Here is an 18,310-nt window from a genome sequence, read left to right on the forward strand (position 1 = left end):
GCACAGCGTGCGCGACGGATTGTATTGAAGCCATGCAGCCCCAACATTCCCGAGTCATGGCCACCAAGAAACAAGATACCTCCTCCCGCATCGCCGACAACAAGAAGGCCGCATACAACTATTTCTTCGAAGAGCGCTTCGAGGCCGGCATGGTCCTCGAAGGCTGGGAAGTCAAATCGCTGCGTGAAGGCAAGGTGCAGCTCACCGACGGCTACGTCGTGATCCGCAACGGCGAGCTGTACGTCGTCGGCTGCCAGATCAACCCGCTCAAGAGCGCGTCGACCCACGTCAACCCCGACTCCGTGCGCACCAAGAAGCTCCTGCTGCACAAGGAAGAAATTCGCCGCCTGATCGGCAAGGTCGAGCAAAAGGGCTACACGCTCGTGCCGCTCAACCTGCACTGGAAAGCCGGCAAGGTGAAGTGCGAGATCGCGCTGGCCAAGGGCAAGGCCGAGCACGACAAGCGCGACACCATCAAGGACCGCGAAGGCAAGCGCGAGGTCGAACGCGCCATGAAGAGCCGCAGCCGCTGAATCTTTTTTTGCGCGCGATGGAATAAAAGACGGGCTGCGGGCGTTTGTGCGGTTGTCATCGGATCGCCGATGGCAACCCAACCACCCAGGAGTCCTTCCATGTCGCGCATTCGTGTCTCTCGTGCCTCTTCCGTCGGCCTTGCCGCCATCCTGATGAGCGGCGTGCTCGCCCTGCCGGCCCTCGCCCAGCCCAAGCCCGCCGACGGCGCGCTGGTCGGCCCTAACGGCATGACGCTCTACACCTTCGACAAGGACACGGCCGGCAACGGCAAGTCGGTCTGCAACGGCGCCTGCGCCACCAACTGGCCGCCGTTCATGGCCGCCGACAGCGACAAGCCCGCGGGCGACTTCACCGTCGTCACGCGCGACGACGGCAAGAAGCAATGGGCCGCCAAGGGCTGGCCGCTGTACTACTGGGCCAAGGACACCAAGCCGGGCGACAAGACCGGCGACGGCGTCAACGGCACCTGGAAGACCGCCAAGCCCTGATCCGCGCCCCCGACCCGACCCTCGCCTGAATTTCGCCCATGGACGCCCGCCTGCTGGTCGAGCACATCCCGAGCCTGCGCCGCTACGCGCGGGCGCTCACGGGCAATGCCTGGGCGGCCGACGACCTGGTGCAGGACACGCTCGAGCGTGCCTGCAGCAAATGGCGGCTGTGGGTGGCGGGCAGCGACCTGCGCGCGTGGCTCTTCACCGTCATGCACAACATCTTCGCGAGCCAGGTGCGGCGCACGCCGCCCCCGCATGCCGTGGTGCCGCTGGACGACTTGGCGCACGAGCTGCACGGCGGCGTCGACCCCGGCCGCGGCCAGGACACCAGCCTCGACCTGCAGCGCTGCCTCATGCAATTGCCCGAGGAGCAGCGCGCGGTGCTGCTCCTCGTGACGCTCGAAGACCTGTCGTATGCCGAAGTGGCCAAGGTGCTGGGCATTCCCGCCGGCACCGTGATGTCGCGCCTGTCGCGCGCCCGCGTGCGGCTGCAGGAACTGATGGACGGCGCCTCGGCGCCCGTTCGCCCCGGCCTGCGCCGCCTCAAATGAAACCCGCCGCACCATGAACCGCCCCGCCCCGCCCCCTACCGACGACGAACTGCACGCCTGGGTCGACGGCCAGTTGGCCCCGGACCGTCATGGCGCGGTCGAAGACGCCATTGCGCGCGACCCGGCCGTGGCCGCCAAGGTCGCGGCCTGGCACACGCAGCGCGACACCCTGCGCCGCCTGCACGGCGAGCTGCTCGACGAGCCGGTGCCCGACACGCTGATGGCCGCGCTGGACCGCAGCCTGCCCCACCACGCGCAACGCGGCGCCTGGATGCGCTGGGGCGGCATGGCGGCCGGCCTGCTGGTGGCCTCGCGGCCGGCTGGCTCGGCAATGCGCAGTGGTCCGCGCCGAACGCCGGCGCGCGCCAGCAGCAACTGGCTCGCGCCCCCGCCCTGCGCGAGTTCGTGCACGACGCGTCGATCGCGCACGTCGTCTACACCCCTGAAAAAAGGCACCCGGTCGAAGTCGCCGCCGCCGAGCAGCAGCACCTGGTGCAATGGCTCTCCAAGCGCCTGGACAGGCCGCTGAAGGTGCCCGATCTGTCCACCGAGGGCTACACCCTGGTCGGCGGCCGCCTGCTGCCTGGCGAGACCGGCGCGCGCGCCCAGTTCATGTTCGAGGACGCCGCCGGCGAGCGCGTGACGCTGTACATCGGCACCCTGGACGCCAACGCCGCCGGCGCCACCGCCGCGCGCGAGACCGCCTTCCGCTTCGCCTCCGAAGGCCCCGTGCCCAGCTTCTACTGGGTCGATCAGGGTTTCGGCTACGCCCTTGCCGGCAAGTTGCCGCGTGACCTTTTGCTCAAACTCGCGACGCTGGCCTACCGCGATTTGTCGTAACGAACGCATAAACTGCCGGCTCGCGTAACGCGCCCGGCCTGTCACCTGGCTTTGATTTCGCGATTGATTTATCAACTGAAGGAGAAACTGCATGAAATTGCTCAGCGCCTCGATCCTCGCGGCGGCCCTGCTGGCCGGCTGCGGCAGCATGTCCAAGGCCCCCGACACGCCCACCCGCACCGCCGACGGCATCCTGGTCGGCCCGAACGGCATGACGCTGTACACCTTCGCCAAGGACACGGCCGGCGCCGGCACCTCCGCCTGCAACGCCCAGTGCGCCACCAACTGGCCCGCGCTCGGCGTGGCCGAAACCGCCAAGCCCATGGGCGGCTACACCATCATCATCCGTGAAGACGGCAAGCGCCAATGGGCCTACAAGGGCTGGCCGCTGTACTACTGGTCGAAGGACGCCAAGGCCGGCGACAAGACCGGTGACGGCGCCCTGGGCGGCGCATGGAAAGTCGCACGCCCCTGATCCACCCCGGGATCTGACGCAAGAAACGCCGGCAACCGCCGGCGTTTTTGTCCGCATCGTTTGTTTTGTGCGCTTTCGCCGACGCACAGGCCGCCGGGGCCCACGGCAGAATCCCCGCATGACTTCTGACGCCAATCCGGACGCATTCCTTGCCCTGCTGAACCAGGGCCTCATCAGCGATGCGCAGCACGACGCCGTGCTCGCGCACCCGGAGACCTGCGCCCTTCCCCCGCTGCCCGGCCCGGCCCACGCGCTCGCCTGGATGCGCGTGAAGGGCCTGATCACCGAGGAGGAGCAGGACGCCGCGCTCGAACGCATCGAGGCCGCCACGCCGCCCGACCCGCATGTCGACGACGCGGTCGACACCGCCATCGACGCCGACGACCTCATGGAATGCGCCGAGCAAGGCATCACGCACGAGGCGGTCCAGGCGCTCTACACGAACGGGCTGATCGACGCCGAGACGCGCGACATGGCGCTGCAGGAAACACCCGTGAGCGGCACCGTGCCCGCCGCGCTCGGCGTGACGCTGGCCTGGCTGGTGACCGACGGCCCGCTCGAGCGCGAGCGCTTCGATGCCACCCGCGCCCAGGTCGCCGCCGAACCCGCCTTTGCGATGGCCGCCGAGCGCGCGCGCATCGTGGCCGAGGCGCAGGCCCTGCTGGACGCCGACGACCAGGCCACGAAGGCCTGGCAATCCCGCGCGCAGCGCACGCGCCGCGTCGGGGCCTGGAAATTCATGCTGACCGTGCTCGTGATCGGGGGCGGCCTGGGCTGGTACCTTTTCGCGCCGGACAGCGTGCCCGCGTGTGACGCCGGCTCCACGCGCAAGACGCTGAACAACATGATGTTCCGCGTGTCGATGGACGTGCGCATGCGCACCTTCGACGCCGAGAAGCGCGCCGAAATCCACACGCCTTCGGTCGGCGGCATCCGCGAGGTCGGCTACCGCAAGGACCAGCGCGTGCGCGGCTGCATGGCGGAACTGACGCAGGGCGACACCAAGGACACGATGGCCTTCACCATCGGCGCGGTATCGCCCAAGAGCGACAAGATGGTGGTGCGCGGCGCGGACGCGGCCATCGTCGAGGCGCGCTTCGGCCATCTCGACACCGACGGCAAGCCGCGCTTCAACGCCGAGCCGATCGGCCGCGAGGCGCTGGAAACCGCCTTCCGCGAGGGCGCGTCGTCGTTGTCGTCGCGCCTGTCGCCGGCCATGGCCCGCATGCTGGCGCAGCAAGGCGCCGACTCGACCCTGCTGGACCGCGACCCCGACCGTTCGCGCGAGATCGCCGACATCGAACCCACGGGCCCCTGCCGCGCACTCGACGGCGGCGCGCAGGCCTGTCCGCTGGTCGTCGAATACAACGACCGCCTGCTGGGCGCTCTTTCAGGCAGCGGCGGCATGTCGCTGCCGCTGACCGGCGAATTCACCTTCGTGCAGGACAACGGCACCTGGCGCGTGAGCGACGATTTCGCACAGACCTTCCTGCGCAAGACCGTCGAGGCACGCATGAACAAGCTCGGCGCCACCGACATCGCGATGCCCACGTTCCCGACGCCGCCACCACCGCCCGCGCCGCCGAAGCCCCTGCCTTCCCGCTGAGGCACGCCCCCCAAACGACAAAAATCACCTGCGGCGGCGGCACCATGAAGATGCCGTGCCAGAGGTGATCTCTGAACAGTGCACCCGCCGTGCGTCAGCCGCACGGCGAGGCGCAGAAGGCGATCAGCCTTGCGACGTGTCGCGGCCGGCGCGCTTGCGCTCGTGTTCCTTCAGGAAACGCTTGCGCAGGCGAACGCTCTTGGGCGTGATCTCGACCAGCTCGTCGTCCTCGATGAATTCCACGCCGTATTCGAGCGTGAGTTCGATCGGGGGCGTGATCTTGATCGCGTCTTCCTTGCCGCTCACGCGGAAGTTGGTCAGCTGCTTGGTACGCGTGGCGTTCACCACCAGGTCGTTGTCGCGGCTGTGGATGCCGACGATCATGCCTTCGTACACCGGGTCGTTGGCGCGCACGAACATGCGGCCGCGGTCGTCCAGCTTGCCCAGGGCGTAGGTGAAGATTTCACCGTCGTCCATCGAGATCAGCACGCCGTTTTTGCGGCCGCCGATGTCGCCCTTGTGCGGCTCGTAGCTGTCGAAGATGTTGCTGATGAGGCCCGAGCCACGCGTCAGGTTCAGGAATTCGTTCGTGAAGCCGATCAGGCCACGCGCCGGAATGCGGTACTCCAGGCGCACGCGGCCGCGGCCGTCCGGTTCCATGTTGACGAGTTCGCCCTTGCGCTCGCCCAGTGCCTGCATCACGCCGCCCTGGTGCTGGTCTTCGATGTCGGCCGTGACCAGCTCGATGGGTTCGTGCTTCTCGCCGTTGACGGTGCGGAACACCACGCGCGGCTTCGACACGGCCATTTCATAGCCTTCGCGACGCATGTTTTCCAGCAGGATGGTCAGGTGCAGTTCGCCGCGGCCCATGACTTCGAAGATGCCTTCTTCGTCGGTCTCGTTCACACGCAGCGCCACGTTGTGCTGCAGTTCCTTTTGCAGGCGGTCCCAGATCTGGCGGCTGGTGACGAACTTGCCTTCACGGCCGGCCAGCGGGCTGGTGTTGACGCAGAAGTTCATCGTCAGCGTGGGCTCGTCGACCTTCAGCATCGGCAGCGGCGCCGGGTTGGCCGGGTCGGTCACGGTCACGCCGATGCCGATGTCGGCAATGCCGTTGATCAGCACGATTTCACCGGGGCCGGCTTCGGTGGCCTGCACGCGGTCCAGGCCCTGGAACGTCAGCACCTGGTTGATGCGGCCCTTGATGGACTTGCCGTCCGGACCTTCCATGACCACGACGTCCGTCATGGGCTTGAGCGTGCCCTGGCTGATGCGGCCCACGCCGATGCGGCCGACGAAGGTCGAGAAGTCGAGCGCCGAAATCTGCAGCTGCAGCGGCGCGGCGGGGTCGCCCTTTTGCGACGGCACGTGCTTCAGGATGGTGTCGAACAGGGCCGACATGTCGGGGCCCCACTGCTCACCGGGCGCACCCTCTTCCAGCGACGACCAGCCGTTGATGCCCGAGGCGTACACCACGGGGAAGTCCAGCTGTTCGTCGGTGGCGCCGAGCTTGTCGAACAGGTCGAAGGCGGCGTTGACCACCTTGTCGGGGTTGGCGCCGGGCTTGTCGACCTTGTTCACCACCAGGATGGGCTTCAGGCCCAGGGCCAGCGCCTTCTTGGTCACGAAGCGCGTCTGCGGCATCGGGCCTTCCTGCGCGTCGATCAGCAGCACCACGCCGTCGACCATCGACAGCGCGCGTTCCACTTCACCGCCGAAGTCCGCGTGGCCCGGGGTATCGACGATGTTGATGTGCGTGCCTTGCCAGGTCACGGCGCAGTTCTTGGCCAGGATGGTGATGCCGCGTTCTTTTTCGATCGCGTTGTTGTCCATCACCGTGTCGACCACTTTCTCGTGATCGGCAAAGGTGCCCGACTGGCGCAGCAGCTGGTCGACCATGGTGGTCTTGCCATGGTCCACGTGGGCAATGATGGCGATATTGCGAATTTGCTTGGTACTCATGGTGTCGCTTCGGTCTGTTGTGCGTTCAAAAGAATTTGCTGGATTTCGATGGGGTTCAGCAAGCGCCCCGGGATCAGTTCGCCGGCCGTGACATGGGCGGTGCCCAGGAACGCCTGCGGGTCGGTGCCGAACACGGCCACCTCGTCGGCATCGGCCCAATCGCCACGGCGGCGCAGACCCGAGAGAAAGCGTGCCGCATCTTCCGCGCCGAGCGTGACGCGGCTGTGGCCGTCCACCAGCGTTTCGGCAGGCAGGAGTTGTGCCAGGCGCTCTTCCTCGTCCATCGCTTCCAGCGCTTCGAGCGTGATGCATTGCGCCTGGCCGAAGCCGCCGGTGGCGGTGCGGCGCAGCGAGCGCAGGTGCGCACCGCAGCCCAGTGCCTCGCCGATGTCTTCGCCCAGGGTGCGGATGTAGGTGCCCTTGCTGACGGACGCGAGGATGCGGATCGTCTGCGCGTCGACGGGCTCGAGCGCGAGCGTGTGGATGACCACGTCGCGCGGCGCCCGCTCGATCTCGATGCCCTCGCGGGCATATTCGTACAGCGCCTTGCCGTCTTTCTTGAGCGCGCTGTGCATCGGCGGCACCTGGCGGATCGGGCCGGTGAATTGCGCCTCGACGCGCGCCAGGTCTTCGGGGGTGACATGCACCGCCCGCTCGGCGATCACGTCGCCCTCGGCATCGCCGGTGGCGGTCTTCACGCCCAGGCGCGCCGTGGCCTCGTAGGTCTTGTCGGCGTCCAGGTGGAGCTGGCTGAATTTGGTGGCCGCGCCAAAGCACAGCGGCAGGACACCCGTCGCGAGCGGATCGAGCGTGCCGGTATGGCCCGCCTTTTCAGCGCGCAGCAACCACTTGGCCTTCTGCAAGGCCTGGTTGCTGGAGAGTCCCAGCGGCTTGTCGAGCAACAACACCCCATGCACAGGGCGCCGCTGCACCCTTGTGCGTGGCGCGTTCATGGCTAGTCGTCTTTCGAGCGCGAAGCGACGGCTTGCGCGATGAGCGCGTTCATGTCGGCCGCACGCTCGGTGGTGCGGTCGAACAGGAAGTGCAGCGTGGGCACGGTGTGGATATGCAGGCGCTTGAACAGGCCGTTGCGCAGGAAGCCCGCAGCCTGGTTGAGCGCGGTCGTGGTTTCTTCCACGTCGCCTGTGAGCATGCTGAAGAAGACCTTCGCATGCGCATAGTCGGGCGTGACCTCGACCGCCTGGATCGTGACCATGCCCACGCGCGGGTCCTTCAACTCGCGCGCGATCAGCTCCGTCAGATCCCGCTGGATCTGGTCGGCAACCTTGAACGCGCGGTTGGGTGCGGCGGCTTTTCTTTTCGGCATGGACGCTTTCGCTTCGAACGCTTACAGCGTCCGGGCGATTTCCTTGATCTCGAAGAATTCGAGCTGATCGCCTTCCTTGATGTCGTTGTAGTTCTTGAGCTTGATACCGCACTCAAAACCTTCGCGGACTTCGCGGACATCGTCCTTCATGCGCTTGATCGAATCGACTTCGCCGGTGTAGATCACCACGTTGTCGCGCAGCAGGCGGAAATGCGCGCTGCGGTTGACCGAGCCCGAAGTGACGTACGAACCTGCGACCGTACCGATCTTCGATGCCACGAACACCGTGCGGATCTCGGCCGAGCCGATGATCTCTTCGCGGCGCTCCGGCGCCAGCATGCCCGACATCGCGACCTTGATCTCGTCCACGGCGTCGTAAATGATGCTGTAGTAGTTCAGCTGCACGCCATTGCCTTCGGCGAGCTTGCGCGCACCGGCGTCGGCACGCACGTTGAAGCCGATGACCACGGCCTTGGAAGCGATGGCCAGGTTGATGTCGTTCTCGCTGATGCCGCCCACGCCCGCGTAGACGATCTGCACCTTGACTTCTTCGGTCGCCAGCTTGAGCAGCGACTGCGCCAGTGCTTCCTGCGAACCCTGCACGTCGGCCTTGATGATCAGGCGCAGCGTCTGCACTTCGCCCGCCGACAGGTCGGTGAACATGTTCTGCAGGTTCGCGGCCTGGGCCTTCGCCAGCTTGGTGTTGCGGAACTTGCCGGCACGGTAGGTGGCGATTTCGCGCGCACGGCGCTCGTCGCTCATCACCATGAACTCGTCGCCCGCTTGCGGCACTTCGGTCAGGCCCTGGATCTCGACCGGGATCGACGGACCCGCGGCCTTGATGGTCTTGCCGTCTTCGTCGAGCATGGCGCGCACGCGGCCATAGGTCGAACCCGCCAGCACCACGTCGCCGGTCTTCAGCGTACCGGACTGGATCAGCACGGTGGCCACGGGGCCGCGGCCCTTGTCCAGCTGCGCTTCGATGACCAGGCCCTTGGCGGCGGCATCCACCGGCGCCTTGAGTTCCAGCACTTCGGCTTGCAACAGCACTTGTTCGAGCAGGTCGTCGATGCCCTGGCCGGTCTTGGCCGACACCGGCACGAACGGCACGTCGCCGCCGTACTCTTCGGGCACGACCTCTTCGGCCACCAGTTCCTGCTTCACGCGGTCCAGGTTGGCGTCGGGCTTGTCCACCTTGTTGATGGCGACCACGATCGGCACACCCGCCGCCTTCGCGTGCTTGATGGCTTCCTTGGTCTGGGGCATGACGCCGTCGTCGGCCGCCACCACCAGGATCACGATGTCGGTGGCCTGCGCGCCACGGGCACGCATGGCGGTGAACGCCTCGTGACCCGGGGTGTCGAGGAACGACACCATGCCGCGTTCGGTTTCGACGTGGTACGCACCGATGTGCTGCGTGATGCCGCCGGCTTCGCCCGCGGCAACCTTGGCGCGGCGGATGTAGTCCAGCAGCGAGGTCTTGCCGTGGTCGACGTGACCCATGACGGTCACGACCGGTGCGCGCGGCAGGGCTTCGGCGGTTTGCGCCGACACGTCCTCGTCGGTGAAGGCTTCCGGATCGTCCAGCGCGGCAACCACGGCGTTGTGACCCATGTCCTCCACGATGATCATCGCGGTGTCCTGGTCGAGCGACTGGTTGATGGTCGCCATCATGCCCAGCTTCATGAGCTGCTTGATGACTTCCTGCGCCTTGACGGCCATCTTGTGGGCCAGTTCGGCCACGGTGATGGTTTCGGGCACATGCACTTCGAGCACGCGTGCCTCGACCGGTGCGGCCGGCACGTGCTGCTCGTCGTGACCGCCGCGGTCATTGCCGCGACGCCCACGCGGGCCTCCGCGCCAGTTGCCGCGACCGACACCACCGCTGGCATCGCCGCGGGTCTTGATTTCCTTCTTCTTGGCAGGATCGCCAGCCCAGCTCGACGAGAGCTTGGCGGACTTGACTTCCTTGCCCGCGCCGGCGGCGCCGGGTGCTGCTGCGGCGCCGGGCGCGGCAGGCGCACCGGGACGCGCGGCGGGCGTGGCCGGCTTGTGCAGCGTGCCCTTGACCGCAGCCTTTTCGGGCTGCGGCTTCTCGGGCGCTTGTGCGGCACCAGCACGCGGGCCGGTGCGTTCATCATGGCGCGAATGGCTTCGGCTTCGGCCAGGGCCTTGCGGCGACGCTCGTCCAGGTCCTTGGCGCGCGCGGCTTCCTCGTCGGCACGGGCCTTCGAGTCGGCGGCGGCCTTGGCCTTCGCGTCTTCCTTGGCTTGCGTGGCGGCGGCTTGCGCGGCGAGCTTGGTGTCGGCGGCCTGCTGCTCCGCGGCAGCGGCGGCGACGGCGGCTGCCGTCACGGCCGCAGCGGGTGCGGCGGCGGGCTTGGCTGCCGATCGGGAGGCGGCATTGACTGCCGCGGTTTCCGCGATGGCCGCAGCCTTCTTCTCGGCGGCGATGCGCGCGGCTTCCTGCTCGGCTTGTTCGGCCTGCTCGGCGCGCTCGGCCTTTTCAGCCTGCTCGCGTTCGCGGGCTTCGGTTTCTTCGCGCAGACGACGCTTCTCGGCCAGTTCTTCTTCCTGGCGACGGATCAGCTCGGCCTGGCGGCGCGCTTCTTCCTCGCGGCGGGCCAGCTCGGCCTCGTCGATCTGGGGCGCGGCCGGTGCGGCAGCGGGCGCTTCCGCCACGTGTTCGGCGTGCTCGGGCGTGGCCGGATGGCCGTCCTCGCGCTGGATGAAGGTGCGCTTCTTGCGCACCTCGACCTGGATCGTGCGGGCGCGGCCGGTGGCGTCGGCCTGCTTGATCTCGCTGGTCGACTTCTTGGTCAGCGTGATCTTCTTGCGCTCGGGCTCGACGGTGCCGTGGCTGGCCTTGAGGTGGCCGAGCAGGCGCTGCTTGTCAGCCTCGGTGAGTGCATCGGTGGCGGCCGCTTTGGGCACACCTGCGCTCTTGAGCTGGTCAAGCAAGGTTTCGGGAGTCTTCTTGAGCTCGTTCGCGAACTCGGCGACAGTGGTACTGGACATATTGGTTTCGTGCCTCCATGACCGTCACTCTTGGCCGGCGAACCAATGTTCGCGGGCTTTCAAGATGAGGGCTTTGGCGTCATCGGCGCTGTGGCCGGTGATCTCGGTGAGTTCATCGACCGCGAGGTCGGCAAGATCGTCACGGGTGTTCACACCCGCTTCAACCAGCTTGGGAATCAGCTCGGGGTCGAGCCCTTCGAGGTCGTGCAGGTCTTGCGAGACCTGCGGCGCACCCTCGACGCCCTCTTCCTTGGCGATTTCCATGGTCAGCAGCGCATCCTTGGCACGCGTGCGCAGCTCATTGATGGTGTCTTCGTCGAAGGCCTCGATCTCCAGCATCTCGGAAATCGGCACATAGGCGACTTCCTCGAGGCTGTTGAAGCCTTCGGCGATCAGGATGTCGGCGATTTCCTCGTCGACATCGAGCTTTTCCATGAAGAGCTTGCGGCTGGCGTCGGTTTCGACGGCCTGCTTCTGTGCGGACTCGTTCGCGTCCATGATGTTGATCTTCCAACCGGTCAGGTCGGAAGCCAGGCGCACGTTCTGGCCGCCGCGGCCGATGGCGATCGCGAGGTTTTCCTCGTCGACCACCACGTCCATGGCGTGCTTTTCTTCGTCCACCACGATCGACGAGACGTTGGCCGGGGCCAGCGCACCGATCACGAACTGGGCCGGGTCTTCGCTCCACAGCACGATGTCCACGCGCTCGCCGGCGAGCTCGTTGGTCACGGCGTTGACGCGGGTGCCGCGCACGCCGACGCAGGTGCCGATGGGGTCGACCCGCTTGTCGTGCGAGAGCACGGCGATCTTGGCGCGCGAACCCGGGTCACGGGCGCAGCTCTTGATTTCGAGCAGGCCCTGTTCGATTTCGGGCACTTCCTGGCGGAACAGCTCGATCATGAACTCGGGGGCCGAGCGCGACAGGATGATCGGCGCGCCGCGCAGCGTCAGATCGACTTCCATGATCATGGCGCGCACGCGGTCGCCATTGCGCAGGTTTTCCTTGGCGATCATTTCGCTGCGGCGCAGGCGGCCTTCGACACGGCCGGCCTCGACGATGATGTCGCCCTTGTCCAGTCGCTTGACGGTGCCCACGAAGATCTTGTCGCCGCGCGACATGAAGTCGTTGAGCAGCATCTCGCGCTCGGCGTCGCGGATCTTCTGCAGGATGACCTGCTTGGCGGCCATGGCGCCGATGCGGCCGATCGGCACCGAGTCCACCGCTTCCTCGATGTACTCGCCGACTTCGATGTCCGACATTTCTTCCTTGGCTTCGAACAGGAGGATTTCCTGGTCGGGCAGCTGCAGGCCGGCTTCGTCCGGAACGACGTGCCAGCGGCGGAAGGTTTCGTAGTCACCGCTGTCGCGATCGACCGAGACGCGGATGTCCACGTCGCCCTGATGGAGCTTCTTGGTGGCTTGCGCCAGCGCGGACTCGACCGCGCCGAAGACGACGTCGCGCTCGACGTTCTTCTCGCGCGAGATCGCATCCACCAACATCAACATTTCGCGATTCATGCCACCACTCCTCTGTCATTCCGGAACTTGCGTTCCGTCGTCAATATCCGAAAAACCCGGTTGGGTTTTGGCCTTGCGGCCCTTGAAATCCACAATGGGCGCGAGCCGCGCATCGCGCAGCTCGTCCAGCACGAAGCCCAGCGCATGCAACGGTGCAGGCGCGCGCTTCTTGCTCACTTTTTGACCCGGCTTGGGCTCCGGCGCATCGCTCCAGACGATTTGCCAGCCCGGGGCTGCGTCAGCCCCCTCGGCCCCTTCGGGCTTTGCAGCACGCTCCAGCGTGCCGCGAAATTTCTTGCGGTTGGCCGACACCTGGCCCGCCGCGGCGGCGCCCATGGGCGCCTTGAGCGTGATGTCGATCACCTCGCCCACGAAACGTTCGAAATCCTGCTCATTGCGCAGCGGCCGGTCGATACCCGGCGAGGACACCTCGAGCCGCTTGTAATCGACACCATCGACCTCGAGCGCGAACTGCAGCTGGCGCGTGACCTTCTCGCAGTCTTCCACCGTCACGAAGGGCTCGGGCACACCCGCCGCGACATCTTCGGAGGTGGGGGCCGTCCAGGGCAAATCAATCGTCACGCGCAGCAATCCCCCGGCGGAGCGATCGATCTCTACCAGGTCGTAGCCCAGACCGGCTACGGTTTGTTCCACTATTTGCTGCAATGCCACGTGTTCGAAAGTGCCTTTTTTAAGAATCGGTTCCAGGTTTTCCATGCCATCCGCGCCCCACGGATGCCACCTGCATGAATAACGCCTGAAAGCTCAAGAATGCATAGACCAAAAAAACGGGCGGTTGGTACCCGCCCGTTTGGTCGTGAGCCTCGAATTATATGCTATTCACGTGATAAATGAAGGGCCACGTGCGCTCAAACCGCCGCAAGACGGCGAGATTTGGACCAGACCAGCGCAAATAGGACCGATCCGAACGCCAAAGCCGCCGCCGCGACCAGCAGGGGTAGCTGAAAAGACCCGGTGCGCTGGGCCAGCGGCGCTGCAAAGAGCGGCCCGACGATCTGCCCCACCCCGTAGGACGCGGTGGCATAGCCGATCAGGCCCGCCGCCGCGTTGCCGCGCAGCCGGCGCGCCTCCCGCACCGCGAAAAGCGTGATCGCGGTGAACGGCATGCCCAGCAGCAGGCTGCCGAACGCGAACCCGATGATGGTCGGCCACGCCACCGACAGCACCACGCCCAGCGCCTGCAGCGCGTAGGCCACGGCCAGCAGCAGCCGGTTGTCCCAATGCGTCGGCGCACGGGCGCCGATCAGGGCGCCCGGAATGATGGCCAGCCCGAACAGCGGCCAGAAATAGTCCGGCCAGAATGAATCGGGCAGCGCCTGCCGCGCGATCACGGGCAGGAAGGTGGCGGTGATGATGTAGCCGAAGCCCGCCAGCCCGTAGAGCGAAACCAGCCAGGCGGCGTCGCTGCGGTCGGAAGCTGCGCCCCCGGCGCTCGGCGCCGCCACGGCCGTGGGCGCCCCGCCCTTGCCGGCAACCAGCTGGCCGTCGTCGAACACCCGCCAGATCACGGCGATCAGCACGAAAGCCAGCACGCCCAGGCCGATCCACCCGGCCTCCGAACCCCAGCGCCCGAGCGCGCCGCCCAGCAGGCCGGTCATTGCGATGCCGATGCCGGGGCCGGTGTAGATCACGCCGCCCAGCGCCGGCGCGTTGGTTTCGGCCAGCCGCCGCAGCCCCCAGCCCGACGCGAACACGAAGACCCACGCGCTCATCACCCCCGCCGCCGCGCGCAGCACGCCCCAGCTGGCGTAGCTGTGAAGCAGCCCCATGCCGACCAGCAGCACCGCCGTCGCGATCAGCCCGCCGCGCACCATGGTCGGCGCCTTGACGCCGATGGCGGCGCAGCTGACCGCCCCCAGGAAATAGCCGAGGTAGTTGAGAGACGCCAGCACCCCGCCGGCCGCCAGCTCCAGCTTTCCCTCGTGCAGCATGATGGGCAGCATGGGCGTGAAGGCAAAGCGCCCCAGGCCCATGGCCACCGCGAGAGTGACCATGCAGGCCAGCGCCGCGCGCCAGGCCTCGCGCCGGTCGCGTCCGATTTCCGACATTTCTTGCAATCTCCGTTTATTCCAGCAGCGTGGCGGCCACCAGCTTTTTGTGTAGGGGTGCGCGGGCGCGTCGAGCACGCGCTCGACCGGCCCGGTTTCGAGAATGGCGCCGTCCTTCATCACGATGACCTGGTGCGCCATCGCGCGGATCACCTCGACGTCGTGCGTGATCAGCAAATAGCTCAGCCCGCGCTCGCGCTGCAGCCGCTGCAGCAGGCCCAGCACCTGCTTCTGGATCGTCACGTCGAGCGCGCTGGTGGGCTCGTCGAGCACCAGCAGTTGCGGATCGACGATCAGCGCCCGCGCAATCGCCAGGCGCTGGCGCTGGCCGCCCGAGAACTCGTGCGGATAGCGGTCGAGCAGTGAAGGAAACTGGGTTTCGGTCAGGCCGACGTCGGCCAGCGCCGCGAGCGAGCGGGCCCGGCGCGCCTCGGCGGCGAGTTCGGGGGCGTGCACGCGCAGCCCCTCGCCCACGATCTGCTCCACCGTCATGCGCGGCGACAGCGACGAGAACGGGTCCTGGAACACCACCTGCATCACGCGGCGCAGCCCCAGGTCGGACGCCCGATCGACCGCCCAGCCCTTGCCCGCGACCTTCAGCGTGCCCTGGTGCTTGAGCAGCCCCAGCGCCGCCAGCGCGAGCGTCGACTTGCCCGAGCCCGATTCGCCGACCACGCCCAGCGTTTCCCCCGGCACGATGCGAAAGTCGGCGCCCTGCACCGCCACGAACTCGCCCTTGCGGAACCAGCCGCCGATGCCCGGCCTGGGCACCGGGTAGATCACGCGCAGCGCCTGCGCCTCGAGCACGGGCGCGGTGTCGGGGCGCGCCGCCACGGCGGCCACATCGCGCTCCGGATGGCTGTCGATCAGCTTGCGGGTGTACGGGTGCTGCGGGGCATCGAACACCGGCGCCACGGCACCGTGCTCGACGATGTGGCCGTTTTCCATGACCACCACGCGGTCGGCGAAGCGGCGCACCAGGTTCAGGTCGTGCGTGATCAGCAGCACGGCCATGCCGTATTGGCGCTGCAGGTCGGCCAGCAGTTCCAGGATCTGCGCGCGCACCGTGACGTCCAGCGCGGTGGTCGGCTCGTCGGCCAAAAGCAGGCGCGGCTTGCAGGCCAGGGCCATCGCGATCATCGCGCGCTGGCGCTGGCCGCCCGAGAGCTGGTGCGGAAACGCCCTGGCCCGCCGCGCCGGCTCGGGAATGCCCGTGTCGGCCAGCAGCTGCACGGCGGCCGCCTGCGCGGCGCGGGCCGACAGCCCCTCGTGCAGCTCGAGCACCTCGCGATCTGGTCGCCGACGCTGTAGAGCGCGTTGAGCGCGGTCATCGGCTCCTGGAAGATCATCGCGATCTCCTTGCCGCGAATGCCGCGCAGCTCGCGCTCCGGGATCGACAGCAGGTCGCGCGGGCCCTGTGGCGATGGCTGCTGCCGGCGCTCGCCGCCGAAGAGCCGGGCCACGCCGGACAGGTCGGCGTTCTGCACCAGCCGCAGCAGCGACAGCGCGGTCACGGTCTTGCCCGAGCCCGACTCGCCGACCAGCGCCAGCTTTTCGCCGGCGGCGATCTGGAAGTCGATGCCGTGCACCACCTCCTTGCCGCCGAAGGCGACATGCAGGCCCTTGACGTCGAGCAGGGGTTGGGGGCGTTCGTCGCTGCGCATCACTTGTCGGCCTTCCGTGGATCGAGCGCATCGCGCAACGCGTCGCCCATGAAAGTCAGCAGCATCAGCGTGACGACCAGCACGCCGAAGGTGGAGATGGAAATCCACCAGGCGTCGATGTTGGCCTTGCCCTGGCTCAGCAGTTCGCCGAGCGACGGCGTGCCCGGCGGCACCCCGAGGCCGAGGAAGTCGAGCGAGGTCAGCGCCAGGATGGCCGCGCTCATGCGAAACGGCAGGAAAGTGACGACCGGCACCATGCTGTTGGGCAGGATGTGGCGCCACATGATCTGCAGGTTGCTCACGCCCAGGCGCGCGCGGCGCGCACGTAGTCCATCTGGCGGTTGCGCAGGAACTCGGCGCGCACGTAGTCGGCCAGCCCCATCCAGCCGAACAGGCTCAGCAGGATCAGCAGCAGCGACACGCTGGGCGCGAAGATCGCGCTGAAGATGATCAGCAGGTAGAGCTCCGGCATCGAGCTCCAGATCTCGATGAAGCGCTGGAACGCGAGGTCGATCTTGCCGGCGAAGTAGCCCTGCACCGCCCCCGCCGCCACGCCGAGCACGGTGCCGATGGCTGTGAGCGCCAGGCCGAACAGCACGCTCACGCGAAAGCCGTAGATCAGCTGCGCCAGCAGGTCGCGGCCGCGGTCGTCGGTGCCGAAGAAGTTGTCGCTCGTCGGCGCGGCCGGGCTCGGCGCCTTGGCGAAGTAATTGAGCGTCTTCGGCCCGTAGGGGTTGGGCGCGTAGATCGCCCAGTTGTCGCCCTGGGTGATGCGCTCGCGGATGAAGGGGTCCAGGTAGTCGGCCGGCGTCTCGAAGTCGCCGCCGAAGGTCTTCTCGGAGTAGTCCCGCAGCACCGGGAAGTAGGTCTGGCCTTCGTAGCGCAGCACCAGCGGCTTGTCGGTCGACAGCACCTCGGCGAACAGGCTCAGCACCACGAGAACGGTGAAGACCACCAGGCTCCAGAACCCGAGCCGGTTGCGCTTGAAGCGAAGCCAGGCACGGCGCCCCGGCGAAATGTGGGTAGGGCCGCTCACCATGGACGCATCGGCTCCAAGGAGACCACTGCGCCCAAGCCAGCAGCAGGCGTGCCCCCTTCCAGAAACACCGAGGATCCGGCTTTGCCGGTCCTCAGGTGTTGCCCCCGGCAGGGGGAAGGCGAAGCGACACGAAGTGCGCGCAGCCTGGGGGCGAGCCCAAGTTCAATCGAATTTGACACGCGGGTCCACCCATACGTAGCAGAGATCGGAAATCAGCTTGGTCACCAGGCCGATCAGCGTGAAAAGGTACAGCGTGCCCAGCACCACCGGGTAGTCGCGGCGGATCACGCTCTCGTAGCCCAGCAGGCCCAGGCCGTCGAGCGAGAACAGCGTCTCGATGAGCAGCGAGCCCGCGAAGAAGGCGCCGATGAAGGCCGACGGCAAGCCCGTGATGATCGGGATCAGCGCGTTGCGGAACACGTGCTTCCAGAGCACCTGCCCCTCGCCCAGCCCCTTGGCCCGCGCCGTCAGCACGTACTGCTTGCGGATTTCCTCGAGAAAGGCGTTCTTGGTGAGCATGGCCGTCACCGCGAAACTGCCCAGCACCATGGCCGTGACCGGCAGCGTGATGTGCCACAGGTAGTCGACGATGCGCGCGCCCCAGCCCAGCTCGTCCCAGTTCGCGGAGGTCAGCCCGCGCAGGGGAAACCACTGCAGCTGTCCGCCGAAGACCACCAGCAGCGCCACCCCGAGCACGAAGCCCGGAATGGCATAGCCGACGAGCACGATCAGCGTGCTGACGAGGTCGAAACGCGTGCCCGCCCGCACCGCCTTGGCAACACCGAGCGGCACCGCCACCCCGTAGCTGATGAAGAAGGTCCACAGCCCCAGGCTGATCGACACCGGCAGCTTCTCGAGGATCAGCGTCCAGACGTCCTTGTTCTGGAAGAAGCTCTTGCCGAGGTCGAAGCGCGCGAACTGGCCGAGCATTTGCCACAGGCGCTCGTGCGGCGGCTTGTCGAAGCCGTAGAGCGCCTTGATCTCCTGCAGCCGCTTGGGGTCCACGCCCTGGTTGCCCCGGTAGCTTCCGCCGCCGGACTCGAAGCCCCCGCCGCCACCGCCCCGCCCCGCCGTCTTCGCTTCGGCCAGGTACTGCTCCACCGGCCCGCCAGGCACGAACTGGATGACGAGAAAGGTGACGAGCAGTACGCCGAGCAGGGTCGGTATGAACAGCAGCAATCGCTTGAGTACATAGGAGAGCACGGCCTGTTTCCTTG

General features: G+C 67.1%; 12 protein-coding genes and 4 pseudogenes. 6 read left to right on the forward strand and 10 right to left on the reverse strand.

From position 1 onward, the window contains the following. Positions 1–56 precede the first annotated feature (56 nt). From smpB to BMG07_RS00140, 6 genes and pseudogenes are all read left to right on the forward strand, one after another. Positions 57–533, forward strand: a complete 477-nt coding sequence (smpB, locus tag BMG07_RS00115; protein WP_198082660.1) for an SsrA-binding protein SmpB — start codon at positions 57–59, stop codon at positions 531–533. A gap of 99 nt (positions 534–632) precedes the next feature. After that, the gene (locus tag BMG07_RS00120; protein WP_198082661.1) at positions 633–1,022 is read left to right on the forward strand and encodes a hypothetical protein; all 390 of its coding nucleotides are present in this window, start codon (positions 633–635) and stop codon (positions 1,020–1,022) included. 38 nt (positions 1,023–1,060) lie between these two features. Then, positions 1,061–1,576, forward strand: coding sequence for an RNA polymerase sigma factor (locus BMG07_RS00125; RefSeq protein ID WP_198082662.1), 516 nt, complete (start codon positions 1,061–1,063; stop codon positions 1,574–1,576). Positions 1,577–1,589: 13 nt separating this feature from the next. After that, positions 1,590–2,416, forward strand: a pseudogene (locus BMG07_RS00130) (anti-sigma factor). A 91-nt stretch (positions 2,417–2,507) separates the two neighbouring features. After that, positions 2,508–2,891, forward strand: a complete 384-nt coding sequence (locus BMG07_RS00135; RefSeq protein WP_198082663.1) for an ATP-binding protein — start codon at positions 2,508–2,510, stop codon at positions 2,889–2,891. A 118-nt stretch (positions 2,892–3,009) separates the two neighbouring features. Then, a complete protein-coding gene (locus BMG07_RS00140) occupies positions 3,010–4,497 on the forward strand; it encodes a hypothetical protein (RefSeq protein ID WP_198082664.1) in 1,488 nt (495 codons plus the stop codon). 123 nt (positions 4,498–4,620) lie between these two features. Here the strand turns inward: BMG07_RS00140 and typA are convergent, their stop codons facing one another. The 10 genes and pseudogenes from typA to BMG07_RS00190 all read right to left on the reverse strand — a co-directional run bounded on the left by typA (position 4,621) and on the right by BMG07_RS00190 (position 18,296). Then, positions 4,621–6,459, reverse strand: a complete 1,839-nt coding sequence (gene typA, locus BMG07_RS00145; protein WP_198082665.1) for a translational GTPase TypA — start codon at positions 6,457–6,459, stop codon at positions 4,621–4,623. Then, positions 6,456–7,412 carry a tRNA pseudouridine(55) synthase TruB gene (gene truB / locus BMG07_RS00150; RefSeq protein WP_198082666.1) on the reverse strand — a complete coding sequence of 319 codons (957 nt, stop codon included), beginning with the start codon at positions 7,410–7,412 and terminating at the stop codon, positions 6,456–6,458. The genes typA and truB overlap by 4 nt, the downstream gene beginning before the upstream one ends. Positions 7,413–7,414: 2 nt before the next feature. Beyond that, positions 7,415–7,786, reverse strand: coding sequence for a 30S ribosome-binding factor RbfA (gene rbfA / locus BMG07_RS00155; RefSeq protein ID WP_198082667.1), 372 nt, complete (start codon positions 7,784–7,786; stop codon positions 7,415–7,417). 21 nt (positions 7,787–7,807) lie between these two features. After that, positions 7,808–10,803 (reverse strand): annotated as a pseudogene (infB, locus tag BMG07_RS00160) (translation initiation factor IF-2). A 24-nt stretch (positions 10,804–10,827) separates the two neighbouring features. Further along, on the reverse strand, positions 10,828–12,321 hold the full coding sequence (nusA, locus tag BMG07_RS00165; protein ID WP_198082668.1) for a transcription termination factor NusA: 1,494 nt from the start codon (positions 12,319–12,321) through the stop codon (positions 10,828–10,830). Between the two features lie 15 nt (positions 12,322–12,336). After that, positions 12,337–12,993, reverse strand: a complete 657-nt coding sequence (rimP, locus tag BMG07_RS00170) for a ribosome maturation factor RimP (protein ID WP_198082740.1) — start codon at positions 12,991–12,993, stop codon at positions 12,337–12,339. Between the two features lie 197 nt (positions 12,994–13,190). After that, positions 13,191–14,390 (reverse strand): YbfB/YjiJ family MFS transporter, encoded by a 1,200-nt coding sequence (locus tag BMG07_RS00175; protein ID WP_198082669.1) that lies wholly within the window; start codon positions 14,388–14,390, stop codon positions 13,191–13,193. A gap of 45 nt (positions 14,391–14,435) precedes the next feature. Then, positions 14,436–16,054: pseudogene (locus BMG07_RS00180) on the reverse strand (ABC transporter ATP-binding protein); the annotation flags it as partial. Then, positions 16,054–17,093: pseudogene (locus BMG07_RS00185) on the reverse strand (ABC transporter permease). The pseudogenes BMG07_RS00180 and BMG07_RS00185, both read right to left, overlap by 1 nt. A 162-nt stretch (positions 17,094–17,255) precedes the next feature. Next, entirely contained in the window at positions 17,256–18,296 is a 1,041-nt protein-coding gene (locus tag BMG07_RS00190; protein WP_198082670.1) for a microcin C ABC transporter permease YejB, read from the reverse strand. Between the last annotated feature and the right edge of the window lie 14 nt (positions 18,297–18,310).

Origin of the sequence: Variovorax sp. E3 (assembly GCF_016082275.1) — a bacterium.
Lineage (GTDB): Bacteria > Pseudomonadota > Gammaproteobacteria > Burkholderiales > Burkholderiaceae_C > Variovorax.

Excerpts from the sequence above, each read along its gene's own strand:
- BMG07_RS00120 (WP_198082661.1), top strand. The coding sequence starts at position 633 with ATGTCGCGCATTCGTGTCTCTCGTGCCTCTTCCGTCGGCCTTGCCGCC.
- rbfA (WP_198082667.1), bottom strand. The coding sequence starts at position 7,786 with ATGCCGAAAAGAAAAGCCGCCGCACCCAACCGCGCGTTCAAGGTTGCC.
- BMG07_RS00125 (WP_198082662.1), top strand. The coding sequence starts at position 1,061 with ATGGACGCCCGCCTGCTGGTCGAGCACATCCCGAGCCTGCGCCGCTAC.
- BMG07_RS00135 (WP_198082663.1), top strand. The coding sequence starts at position 2,508 with ATGAAATTGCTCAGCGCCTCGATCCTCGCGGCGGCCCTGCTGGCCGGC.
- smpB (WP_198082660.1), top strand. The coding sequence starts at position 57 with ATGGCCACCAAGAAACAAGATACCTCCTCCCGCATCGCCGACAACAAG.
- BMG07_RS00140 (WP_198082664.1), top strand. The coding sequence starts at position 3,010 with ATGACTTCTGACGCCAATCCGGACGCATTCCTTGCCCTGCTGAACCAG.
- typA (WP_198082665.1), bottom strand. The coding sequence starts at position 6,459 with ATGAGTACCAAGCAAATTCGCAATATCGCCATCATTGCCCACGTGGAC.
- truB (WP_198082666.1), bottom strand. The coding sequence starts at position 7,412 with ATGAACGCGCCACGCACAAGGGTGCAGCGGCGCCCTGTGCATGGGGTG.
- BMG07_RS00175 (WP_198082669.1), bottom strand. The coding sequence starts at position 14,390 with ATGTCGGAAATCGGACGCGACCGGCGCGAGGCCTGGCGCGCGGCGCTG.
- nusA (WP_198082668.1), bottom strand. The coding sequence starts at position 12,321 with ATGAATCGCGAAATGTTGATGTTGGTGGATGCGATCTCGCGCGAGAAG.